The following is an 11,543-nucleotide window of genomic DNA, read 5'->3' as shown; positions in this document are numbered from 1 at the left end:
AAATTAATTAAGACAGTACTCAGGGTTCGTAAGGGATTCAGCTGCACTTTTATTTGCAGTAATAAACATAAAATTAGTAAATATAATTACAATAAAGAGAATAAAAAGTTATATATAAAAAGAAAAAGGGCCCGAGTAATAAAAAAATAAAAGAATCTACAGTACCTTGTTCGTGCTAGCACCCAGTAGACTTGAATTCACACAAGGATGGCCAAGCATTCCAGCAGCTCTAATGGTTCCAATAATCGCCAAAAACGCCGTCAACAAAGGGGAGATTCCACGCAGCCCGGCACAATCCAGCGAGCCAATTCCAGGCAAACAACCGCGGGCGTTCGGACACAGATTCTCACATACACTGTCCCAAAGTTGACATCCGCAGCCCTTTTAAAACCTTGACGAATTTTCTAGACGATTCGAGTCTTTTCTCAATGACGTCACTCCTCTGGCCCCGCCCTCAGAGCGTTCTTAGCCAATGGTAGGCGAGTTCTAGAAAGATCTGACGTCACCTCGCCCCCAACTTTGGAATGCCAGCCGCCTGGGGGGAAAGGGGGGAGAGGGAAATTCTAAAAGAATGGCTTCTTTCTAGAAACAAGGATTGCGTCAATTCAGTATTAAGTAAAATGTCTGCTCTGTTACTAGCCCGAATTCAATTTGCATTTACAATAAGCTTTCATATTATATTTACTGCTTTCACAATCGGACTCGCAAGTTTTCTAGCTTTTTAGAATGGTGTTGGCTTAAGACTGGCTATACACATTTCCGTGATATTTATAAATTCTGAATAAAGATTTTTGCTGTTGCTTTCGGTATGGGAGTGGTATCTGGAGTGGTTCTATCTTACCAAATTGGTACTAATTGGTCAGTGTTTTCTGACCGTGTGGCTAATACTCTTGGCCCTCTATTTTGCTTTGAAATTTTAACAGCTTTATTTTCTCGAAGCATCTTTTTAGGCATTATGTTATTTGGATGGAATAGGGTAAGTCCTCGTATGCACTTTGCTTCTACTTGTATCGTTGCGGTGGGCTTATTTCAGCTTTCTGGATTCTTGCAGCTAATAGTTGGATGCAAACACCTGCTGGATTCTTAATGGGCGAGAATGGGCTTCTATAGCCAACCAATTGGTTGAAAGTGATTTTTAATCCTTCTTTTCCTTACCGTTTTGTTTATATGGTAACAGCAGCCTAGCTTACAACAGCGTTTGTGGTGGGCGGTGTAGGGGCATTCTATCTTTGGAGAAAGCGACATGTTCCTCAGGCAAGAGTTATGCTTAGTATGGAAACATTTATGGTGGCTTTGTCTGCACCATTTCAACTTTTTATAGGGGACATGCATGTACTATATACATTAAAGCATTAACCTGCTAAAATTGCTGCAATGGAAGGTATATGGGAAACTGAAAAGGGTGCAGGTCTACGTTTATTTGCTTATCCAGACCAGGAAAATGAAGTTAATCACTACGAAATAAAAATTCCTAATCTCGCCAGTTTGATCTTAACAAACGATTTTTCAGGAGAGGTAAAGGGATTAAAAGAATGAAAAAATGAAGATAGACCTTCTGTAATATGGGTATTTTGGTCCTTCCGTATAATGGTTGGAATTGGGATTTTGATGATTATGATTAGGTTAATTAGCGTTATACAATACTTTCGCAACAGGTTATTCCAAAGTTGTTTTTTACATGGATGGTGGATGTTAATGATGCCTTCTGGGTTCGTGGCGTTACTTGCAGGTTGGTTTACTACTGAAATTGGCCGTCAGCCTTACACTGTGTATGGGGTTGTGCGCACAATCGAATCATTCTCACCTGCGATTACTGGTCCTCAAGTTGCATGGTCTTTGATTGCATTTATTGTTATGTATGATCTTATATTTGGAGCAGGTAGTTATTATATTTTGAAGCTGATATATAAGGGAATTCTTGTCATTAAAGAAGAAGAGCAATTTTATAAACACGGTATAGGAGTTTCAGTGATTGAATCTTGAAAGGGCAGCGACCATGTTTGATTTTTCTTCATTAATTAACCTGCTATTAATCTGGGGATTGCTAATAGCCACAGCCGTTTTATTTTACGTTCTAATGTTGGGTTTGATTTAGGTGTTGGTATTTTGCTTCCTTTTGCACCATCAGATAAATGCCGTGATCATATGATAAATTCGATCGCGCCATTTTGGGATGGGAATGAAACATGGTTGGTACTGGGTGACGCCGGGCTATTTGCTGTCTTTCCTCTTGCTTATTCAATATTAATGCCTGCTTTTTATATTCCTATAATTATCATGCTACTTGGCCTTATCATGCGTGAAATATCCTTTGAATTTTATTTTAAAGCAGAAGACAAATCTAGACTACTATGGAGTTATGCCTTTCATTATGGATCGCTTAGTGCTGCATTTTGCCAAGGCGTGATTTTAGGTGCATTTGTACATGGTGTCGAAGTAAGCGGCCGCAACTTTTCTGGCGGCCAATTTGATTGGGCAAGTGCGTTTAGTGTGATGACAGGCATTGCTGTGATATTTGGGTATGCGGTTTTAGGTTCTACATAGCTCATAATGAAGACGGAAAATATAACACAAGGATGGGCACGCAAGGTTGCTTTCTATGCACTTGGTTTTGTGGGCATTTTTATGGCACTAGTAAGTGTAGTGACACCATTTTTAGATGAAGGTATCAATAACTTTTGGTTTAGTGTACCGAATTTTTATTATTTACTTTTTATTCCACTACTAACACACACACACACACATCTTGGTTATTTTTCATGCTGTGGTTTGATCTACAGAATGATAGACGAAAATGTCGTCCATTTTTGTTTAGTATTTCTATTTTTTTTCATGGGATATTTAGGTTTGGGAATTAGTATATATCCGTGGATTATACCCTTTCACTATACTAATTTTGATGCGGTTGCTTCTGGCCCAAGTTTATCTTTGATGTTGATTGTTACGATACCACTTTTACCACTTATTTTAACTTACACTGGTTATTCCTATTATGTCTTTCGTGGGAAATCAAGTGATGAGCACATATATTAATAAGTTAGTAATCTCATGGTTAAAGCGTCATCCTCAGGCTAAACAATGGCTGTGGTTTGTTGTTTCGTGGGTCGGTAGTTTATTAACGGTATCGATATTAACTTAGCTGACTTAATTTATAGTTGATTTTTGCAAGTTTCTGCTGTTCTCAATTGAATAACAGTATTTACAGGGCTATTTATAAAGTATGTTATACTTATATTCCTGATTCGAAAATTTATGCGGTTGCTCTTAACAAAATTGATCAATAGATTAAATTCTTAAAGATGAGGAATAAAATCATCATTATTTCTAGTATCATTCTTGTTTTACTATTTGTTATCAACAGTTTGTTTTTGAGGAAAAATAGAGCAGTTCATAGTAATGTTGTAGCTAGTAGTTTTTCAGTAAAGATTCAGGAGTGCAAGCCACAAAGTCGCACTATATATTTGAATTTTACTGGTACGGTAAATCCCTTCCATAGAGCTATCCTTATTTCAGAATAAAGTGGTAAGGATACTGCTATTTATTTACCTGATGGTGAGAAGGTGAAAAGGAATGATATAGTGTTAAAGATATAAGATTTTGGACGAACTGAGCAAGTTGAGGGAGCCAAAGCGCTTTTAAAGCAGCGCGAGATTGAATATGATTCTTCTGTCAAGCTGAGTAAAAAAGGTTACACGGGGCGCAAATGCAAGTAGAAGCAGCTTTTACTGCACTGCAAAGTGCAAAAGCCAACCTAAAAGGGCTGGAGTTAGACTTAGAAATATTGCGGCTAATGCGGTTATTTATGGCTATGTAGATAAGATCAACACAAATGAAGGAGATTTTGTTAACGCTGGGCAAAAGATAACTGACATAGTTAATTTTGATCAAATTCTTGTGGTGCTATGCGTTTCAGAGAGTGAAATAAGTAAGATAGTGCTAGATAGTACAGCTCAAATTATTTTGCTCGACGGAAGGGAATTAGAGGGTAAAGTGAGTTTCACCGGTAAAGTTGCTGAGCATAAGACTGGATCTCATAGGATAGATGTAAAGATAACTAATAATGAAATTAATGCCTTGCAGGAATTAACTGCCAGTGTAAGACTACCTTCAGGCAAAAAGTTTTCATATAAAATTCCTTCTTCAGCTCTAATCTTAAGTGACGAAGGTGTTCTTGGGATAAAAATTGTTGACAACAATAATTATGTGGTGTTTATACCAATAGAGATTGTTGACCACGAGAGCGATGGAGTTTGGATGGTAGCACATAAAGAAGGTAAACCTATAAAACTAATAGCCTTAGGCCACTTGCTTGGTAAGCCTGGTGATAAGGTTTAGTTTTTTCTCATCAGATTGTTTACGATTTAAAACAATTGAATTGACTTTATATGAATAATCAATATAACATTAGTTAATCATACTGACTCTTTCGTCTAATGGTTAGGAAACCACCCTTTCACAGTAGTAACACGGGTTCAAGTCCCCTAAGAGTCACTTTTGATGCCAATCTAGCATAATCCCTATAGCTGTGTATTTGTTGATAATCTAAGAAAACTTATTAAGTGTAGATTTTGCGAAATTTTTATGGGTGCTGTATGCAATATAAATTAAGGTGAATCTTATTTATATTATGTAAATTTGGAATTATGCTTTATTTTCATGTTTATATCTTGATCCAGTGCAACTAGTAAGTTAAGCAAATATTCTAAAGAGAACCCTTCAATTTTTGACTTATTAATTTGAGATACCTTAGGTTGATCAATCTTTAGGGCAGTTGCTGCTTTTTTCTGCGTTCTGTATCTCTTATTTATTAGCCGTGCAACGACCTTTATTAATTTTAGTTTTGTATATTTTATGTCACCCAGCTCTATCACTATAACTTGGTTGTAAATTTTGCATAATGACAAACTTCCTTATATAAAAGTTACTTTAATTTTTCTTCTTTAAATAGCACATGCTTTCTAACTACTGGGTCATACTTTCTAAACTCCAATTTTCTGGTGAGCTTTATTGGGTTGCGCTTCTTTATATAAAAATAACCTGTCAATTTTTTTTCACTAGTGCTTGTTATTTTGGTAGCGCTGCTAACTAACTTAACAAGCAAAGAAGCATTCTTTTTTGCCATACTTCGTATAATAATGTAAATTCTGTGTAAATTTTATTATATAAAACGCTAAAGCTCAACCATTTCGTATCTTTAAGCGATGTAAATTACAAATATATTGCAAAATTCTTGGCAGTCAGCAGTGTACTAAGTAGCATAAAGTTAGTATCAGAACAAAATGCAAACGGCAAATAAGTGGCAAATAGTGATAAAAGGTTACTATTAATAGAAAACTCTATCTGCTCTGATGAGGTGAGAGTTGCTTTGTCAGTCAATAACAAGGTTATAGAGTTTGACCAGGAATTCAAGGAAAAAAAGGGAGTTAAGAGGTAATATATGCATTGCCTATGTAAAGCGTATAGAGCCCTCTTTGCAAGCTGTATTTATTGAATATGGAAGAATAAGCAGGGTTTTTTTTAATCTTTTCTGAGATATCTCTGGATTATTTTAATATTCCAGAAAATGAAAAGGAAACTTTCTTTGTGAGAGCTATTCAAGTGATGATTGTGCAGAGAGAGGTGACGACGCATCAGCAAATGTTTCTTCAGGTTCTACAGATAATAAGAATGTTAACGAGTATGGTAATGGTTTTGTAAGAGAAGTACCTTTATATAAGAGGTACAAATTACAAGATGTTATTTCGGTCAATCAAAAAATGTTGGTTCAGCTAACTAAAGAAGAACGAGGTAATAAATGGGCTTCATTTACAACATACATAACTTTAGTGGGTAGGTATTGTGTTTTCATGCCAAATTCCATGAGCAAAATTGGAGTGTCCCGCAGAATTTAGGATGACAATGTTAGAAAGCAGTTAAAGGATATACTGAGTTCAATAGAATTACCAAAAAGGTCAGGTTTAATAATAAGAACCGTTGGTTGGGGAAAAGTAAAAAAGAAATTGAGCAGGATTACAATTATTTATATTCGTTGTAGCAGAATATTCAAGAAAATCCTTCCTCTGTGAGTGTTCCGTCATTGATTTATAACGAAGCAGACCTGATTATGAGATCTATTCGTGATTTCTGTAGCAATGATGTACAAGTTGTAGCATCTGGAAAGAAGCTTTTGAAGCAGTGAGGCAATATGCTAGGAATGCATTAAAAGGTAGTAAGTTGCGTTATAGGTTGTATAGTGGTTTTATTCCGATCTTTACTTACTACGGAGTCGAGGATCTGGTAGGGTAAAATTGTCGTCTGGTGGGTCTTTGATCATAACTTTGACTGAAGCGTTTGTTTCGATAGATGTAAACTCAGGAAAAATGACAGGGGAGGGTAGTATATAAGAAACAGCCTATAGAACCAATATGGAAGCAGTACCTGAAATATCAAGGCAGGTAAATTAAAGAGACTTGTCAGGATTGATAGTGGTCGATTTTATTGATATGTTGAGGTATCAATATTGTAGAGCTGTTGAATTTTTTATTAGGCAGGCATTTAAGGATGATAAGGCTAGAGTTCAATTTAGCTACACAAATGACTTTGGTCTCATGGTATTTTCAAGGCAAAGGATTAAGTCAAACATACAGGAAATTAACACTACAGAATGTTTACACTGTAACGGGGTTGGTAAAATAAAATCAAATGAAGTAATTGTTGCATTAATATTGAGAGACTTGCAACACGTTGCTAGTAGAAATCGGAATAGATCATTTGATTTGGCAGCACATGGTTTAATTTTAGCACATATTTTTAATAATAAGCGAGATACAGTTTCTACGATCGAAAAACAGTTTAATATTAAATTAAGCGTTAGTGCTGATAACAAAATTTGAGTATAGATGCATTCATTTTGACGCGGAGAGATGACGTTAATGTAAGTGATTGTAAACCATTGCAAAGCTCTGGTTACAGTATTGAGAGCAGCAACAATGAAAAAGCTGATAATTCTGGTGGATTGCAAAACAACTTTTGGTTAACTAGGTGGCTTTTACGACTTTTGAGTTCTATGAGTTCTAATGGCTAACTAGAAATCCTAAACGGGACTTGTAATTAACGAGCTCTATACTTATATTTTCTTATATCGGATAACATTTACAAGGGAGTATTCATTATGGGAATAGAAATAGGTATAGATCTTGGAAAGACAAATTCTTGTGTTGCGATAATGCAGGGCAAAGACACAAAGGTGATAGAAAATAAAGATGGAGCGAGAACTACTCCATTTATAGCTGCATTTACTTCATCAGGGGAGAGGTTGATTGGTGCTCCTGCAAAAAACAGGCAACCACAAATGCAAGCAATACTTTTTTTGCTACTAAGAGATTAATAGGCCGTCAATATAGTAATCCTGAGATAAAAAATCTAAACGTACCTTATAAAGTGTTTTCGGCAAAAAGTGGTGATGCATGGGTTAAAACAACTGATAATAAAGAATATTCTCCTAGTCAAATTGGTGTATTTATACTACAAAACATGAAAGAAGCAGCGGAGGCGTATCTTGGAGAAGAAGTAAAGGATGCTGTGATAACAGTGCCAGCGTATTTAAACGACTCTCAGCGCCAAGCAAAAAAGGATGCAGGAAAAATTGCTGGATTGAATGTACTCAGGATAGTTAATGAGCCGACTGCTGCAGCACTTGCTTATGGTCTTGATAAGAAACATGGACACACAATAGTAATATATGATCTTGGTGGTGGTACATTTGATGTTTCAATACTTGAATTAGGTGACGGAGTTTTGAGGTAAAAGCTACAAATGGGGGGTGATACTTATCTTGGTGGTGAAGATTTTGATAATGCAGTAGTAGGTTATCTACTAGATGAATTAAAAAAAAGTAATGGCATGGATTTGAAAAATGATATAATGGCTATGCAAAGAATCAAAGAAGCTGCGGAAAAAGCGAAGATTGAATTATCAAGTGCAATGGAAACGGAAATAAACCTGCCAATTATTACAGCTGATGCGAGTGGTCCAAAACACTTAAATATGAAATTAACAAGGGCAAAACTTGAGAGCTTAGTGAATGATTTAATTGAAAGGACTATTGTTCCTTTCAAAATAGCTCTTGAAGATGCTGGGTTGTCTGCTAGTCAGATTGGTGAAGTAGTGCTTGTTGGCGTGATGACTCGCATGCCAAAAGTAATAGAGAAAGTTAAAGAATTCTTTGGTAAAGATCCACATAGAGGGGTGAACCCATATGAAGTAGTAGCAATTGGAGCTGCAATACAGGCAGGAATCATTCAAGTTGATGTAAGAGATCTGTTATTGCTTGACGTGACCCCACTTTCTCTTGGTATTGAAACTTTAGGAGGGGTGTTCACTCCACATATTGAGCGTAATACTACCATTCCTACTAAAAAATCTCAGGTATTTTCAACTTCAGAAGATAACCAAACAGCTGTTACCATTAAGGTGCATCAGGGAGAAAGAAAATTGGCAGTTGATAATATACTGCTTGGCCAATTTAGTTTAGAAGAAATACCACCTGCTCCTCGTGGGGTTCCTCAGGTTGAAGTGTCATTCGATATAGATGCAAATGGTATAGTACACGTTTCTGCGAAAGATAAAGCTACTGGAAAAGAGCAGAGAATACGTATTCAGTCTTCAGGTGGTTTATCTGAGGATGAAATAAATCGTATGGTGAAAGAAGCTGAAGAAAAAGCGCAAGAGAATGAGAAGCGCAAGAAATTTATTGAGGTGGGGAACCAGGCAGACAGCTTAGTCCACTCTACAGAAAAGTCTCTGAAAGAGTATGGTGATAATGTTTCATCAGAAGATAAATCTGCTATTGAAAGTGCAGTTAATGAGTTAAAAGAAGCTAGCAAATCTGATAACATTGATGACACTGATTCAATACAGCAGAAAGTTACTAATCTCTCTCAATTATCTATGAAACTCGGAGAAGCTATGTATAAGGAGTCCCAGCAGCAACAAGGTGAAGATGGTGGATTCTAATTATCAGGACAGAGAAAAATAAAGAAGAGAATAAGTAGTTGACGTACTCCTTTCTTATCATTCCGGCGCGTGACGCTGAAATCCAGAAAAAAAGAATATGGACCCCAAGTAGTCACGCTGCTTGGATGACAGGAGCTATTTATGAATATCATTAAGGCAATAGAAGAAAAAATACGCAATGCAATAAATGTAGTTGATGTTAACATCGTTGATGAGTCTGTTAAACATGCGGAACACTATTTTTCTTCGCCTTCAACATTACCTTCACACGTTGGATTTATATTAATATCTGACGACTTTGTTGGAATGAGTGTTCTAAAGAGGCAGAAGTTGATTTATGAATTGTTGAAGAGTGAGATAGAGCGAGTACAGGCAATTTCTCTTCAATTGTATACGCAAAGTGAATACAATTCAAAGAATAAATAATAAAAGTTTGAAAGAAGGATCTTTGTTGGTTAAAGCAGGAAGAAAGTTTAATGACTATAGAGGCTCTATGAACCCACCAGTTTATCATTCTTCTAACCATATATTCCCTACTTACAAAAACTACTTAAATGCAGCGAATGGGGAGAGTATCTACGATGTGATCAACGATGGCGTTGCAAGGAATTATAGTTACAGTAATGTTGGTATTCCCACTGTTCATTATCTTTCAAATGCGCTTGCTGAAGTTGAGGGTAGAGGACAAGCATTAATCTATTCTTCCGGATTGTTTGCACTTACTTTTGCCATTCTGACTTTCGCTAAGACAGGTTCGCATGTTTTAATTCAAGATAATAGTTATTATCGACTTGGGAGATTTGCCGAAAATGAGCTGCCGAGAAGGGGAATTGAAGTAGCTTTTTATGATCCAACACAGAATATAGCTGATTTGATTCAAAATAACACTTCACTCATCATGATCGAAACTCCTGGCTCTGTAACATTTGAAATTTCAAATATAGAACACATAGTAAAAGTTGCTAAGAAACACGGGATCGTAACCATCTGCGACAATTCGTGGGCTACTTCTTTGTTATTTAAGCCGCTCGATTACGGAATTGATGTTGCACTGTATGCAGTTACAAAATATCTAGCCGGTCACTCGGATTTATTGATGGGAGCTATTGTTGCTGAAGGTGAAATTTTTAAATTTCTTTATGAGAGCTACAAAAATTATGGAGTTACTGTTCAATTGCACGATTGTTACCTTGCACACAGAGGACTTAGGAAATTGTATACACGCATGAACAAGCAGCATAGCACAGCAATGGCAGTGGCAAAATGGCTAGAAAAACATCCAAAAGTCAAAAAGGTTTTATATCCAGCACTTCCTTTCCATCCTCAGCACGAATTGTGGAAAGGTTACTTCAAAGGGGCAAGTGGTGTATTCAGTATAGTATTGAATAGAGAATATTCTCATGTGAAGAGCTAAGCTATATGGTTGTGATATGAAATTTTTAGTATAGGTGCTTCTTGGGGAGGATGCGATAGCTTAATATTACCAATAGATCGTAAATCTATGTCAAGGTCTGTGATGAATTCAGGTTATGATGGAAGTTTCGTACGAATATTTTGTGGACTAGAGGACCCTGAAGATTTAATCTCTGATTTGGATGCTGCGCTAGAAAGGCTACCATGTTTAGACTCTCAAAACAATGAAGTTGGGCATGAAACTAAGAGAATTACTGCTCCGCATTATTGATGTAAACTCTAATGTTGAAATCAAAGGTGTCACGTGTAATCCCAAGAGAGTTAAGGAAGATTATCATTTTGTTTGTATGTCTTCTGATCGCCTTTTTGGTGTCATTCCAGCGCGTGACGCTGGAATCTAGAGCACGTGTCCGGATTCTTCCAATTGGATCCAGGTGTCACGCTACTTGGATGACAGAAAACATACCAGGTATTTCAGTGCGTGACGCCTGCATCTTCCATCCAAAACCTCAAGAAATATACATTAAGATAGTCAGCAGGTTTTATTAAATCAAACAGCCGAAACATGTTATTGCTGTAACGGGTACAAATGGTAAGACTTCAGTGATAGAATTTTGCCGCCAAGTGTGGCAAAACGCTGGCTATAATGCTGCATCTATCGGAAGGCTCGGAACATGTATCAATAATGAAAGAAAATATAATAGCCTTGCCACTCCAGATACAGATGACCTTTATTCCACATTGCGTGATATAAATAATAAGAACGTAGAACACTTAGCATTGGAAGCTTCAAGCCATGGCATTGACCAATGCCGAATCCATGGACTCAGGCTAACTGCTGCGGCTTTTAATAATTTCCCGCGAGATCATTTGGATTATCATAAGGACATCGATTATTATTTTGAGGCTAAGAAAAGGTTGTTTTACGAGGTACTACCAGAAGGAGAAACAGCAATTTTGAATGCGGATATATATGAATTGCTTGAGGTAGCTGAGAAACGTGGCAACAAAAGTAGTATAGGAAATGTTAAGTACTACGCCACTTTTTACATTGAAAAAACCCCATTTTGAGTCCCAAAGGCGGATACCTAGGGTGGATACCTACGGCGTCTCTGATTGGCTGTTAGGAGCAGACT

Annotated in this window: 7 protein-coding genes and 6 pseudogenes; 10 read left to right on the top strand and 3 right to left on the bottom strand. The window is 36.7% G+C overall.

Annotated elements, in window-relative coordinates; translation table 11 throughout:
* Nucleotides 1–156: 156 nt before the first annotated feature.
* On the bottom strand, nucleotides 157–318 hold the full coding sequence (locus tag HET73_RS03540) for a hypothetical protein (protein ID WP_174134024.1): 162 nt from the start codon (nucleotides 316–318) through the stop codon (nucleotides 157–159).
* A 206-nt stretch (nucleotides 319–524) separates the two neighbouring features.
* Between HET73_RS03540 and HET73_RS09845 the strand changes: the two genes are divergently transcribed.
* The 4 genes and pseudogenes from HET73_RS09845 (at nucleotide 525) to HET73_RS08060 (ending at nucleotide 4,335) form a co-directional block, all read left to right on the top strand.
* Entirely contained in the window at nucleotides 525–725 is a 201-nt protein-coding gene (locus HET73_RS09845) for a cytochrome ubiquinol oxidase subunit I (RefSeq protein WP_410543546.1), read from the top strand.
* Between the two features lie 83 nt (nucleotides 726–808).
* Nucleotides 809–1,983, top strand: a pseudogene (locus tag HET73_RS03535) (cytochrome ubiquinol oxidase subunit I).
* Nucleotides 1,984–1,996: 13 nt separating this feature from the next.
* Nucleotides 1,997–3,033 (top strand): annotated as a pseudogene (gene cydB / locus HET73_RS03530) (cytochrome d ubiquinol oxidase subunit II).
* Nucleotides 3,034–3,780: 747 nt separating this feature from the next.
* Entirely contained in the window at nucleotides 3,781–4,335 is a 555-nt protein-coding gene (locus HET73_RS08060) for an efflux RND transporter periplasmic adaptor subunit (protein ID WP_343033073.1), read from the top strand.
* Nucleotides 4,336–4,625: 290 nt separating this feature from the next.
* Here HET73_RS08060 and HET73_RS03520 read toward each other — a convergent pair whose 3' ends face one another.
* Nucleotides 4,626–4,904 (bottom strand): helix-turn-helix domain-containing protein, encoded by a 279-nt coding sequence (locus tag HET73_RS03520; protein ID WP_246209934.1) that lies wholly within the window; start codon nucleotides 4,902–4,904, stop codon nucleotides 4,626–4,628.
* A gap of 17 nt (nucleotides 4,905–4,921) precedes the next feature.
* On the bottom strand, nucleotides 4,922–5,122 hold the full coding sequence (rpmG, locus tag HET73_RS03515; RefSeq protein WP_174134023.1) for a 50S ribosomal protein L33: 201 nt from the start codon (nucleotides 5,120–5,122) through the stop codon (nucleotides 4,922–4,924).
* A gap of 174 nt (nucleotides 5,123–5,296) precedes the next feature.
* Here rpmG and HET73_RS03510 point away from each other — a divergent pair.
* The 6 genes and pseudogenes from HET73_RS03510 to HET73_RS03485 all read left to right on the top strand — a co-directional run.
* A pseudogene (locus tag HET73_RS03510) lies at nucleotides 5,297–7,063 on the top strand (Rne/Rng family ribonuclease).
* An 87-nt stretch (nucleotides 7,064–7,150) separates the two neighbouring features.
* A pseudogene (gene dnaK / locus HET73_RS03505) lies at nucleotides 7,151–8,994 on the top strand (molecular chaperone DnaK).
* Between the two features lie 141 nt (nucleotides 8,995–9,135).
* Nucleotides 9,136–9,420, top strand: coding sequence for a BolA family protein (locus HET73_RS03500; protein WP_174134022.1), 285 nt, complete (start codon nucleotides 9,136–9,138; stop codon nucleotides 9,418–9,420).
* A pseudogene (locus HET73_RS03495) lies at nucleotides 9,395–10,678 on the top strand (trans-sulfuration enzyme family protein). The gene HET73_RS03500 and the pseudogene HET73_RS03495 overlap by 26 nt, the downstream one beginning before the upstream one ends.
* The gene (locus tag HET73_RS09840; protein ID WP_174134021.1) at nucleotides 10,632–10,808 is read left to right on the top strand and encodes a hypothetical protein; all 177 of its coding nucleotides are present in this window, start codon (nucleotides 10,632–10,634) and stop codon (nucleotides 10,806–10,808) included. The pseudogene HET73_RS03495 and the gene HET73_RS09840 overlap by 47 nt, the downstream one beginning before the upstream one ends.
* An 18-nt stretch (nucleotides 10,809–10,826) precedes the next feature.
* A pseudogene (locus HET73_RS03485) lies at nucleotides 10,827–11,418 on the top strand (Mur ligase family protein); the annotation flags it as partial.
* Nucleotides 11,419–11,543: the final 125 nt, after the last annotated feature.

This window comes from Wolbachia endosymbiont of Atemnus politus, from assembly GCF_013309895.1.
Note: the sequence above shows the minus strand (reverse complement) of the source record. Positions and strands in the feature narration are given on the sequence as shown.

What these genes read in the sequence shown, in the direction of transcription:
- HET73_RS09840 (WP_174134021.1), top strand. Translation starts at nt 10,632, where the DNA reads ATGAAGTTGGGCATGAAACTAAGAGAATTACTGCTCCGCATTATTGAT.
- HET73_RS09845 (WP_410543546.1), top strand. Translation starts at nt 525, where the DNA reads ATGCCAGCCGCCTGGGGGGAAAGGGGGGAGAGGGAAATTCTAAAAGAA.
- HET73_RS03500 (WP_174134022.1), top strand. Translation starts at nt 9,136, where the DNA reads ATGAATATCATTAAGGCAATAGAAGAAAAAATACGCAATGCAATAAAT.
- rpmG (WP_174134023.1), bottom strand. Translation starts at nt 5,122, where the DNA reads ATGGCAAAAAAGAATGCTTCTTTGCTTGTTAAGTTAGTTAGCAGCGCT.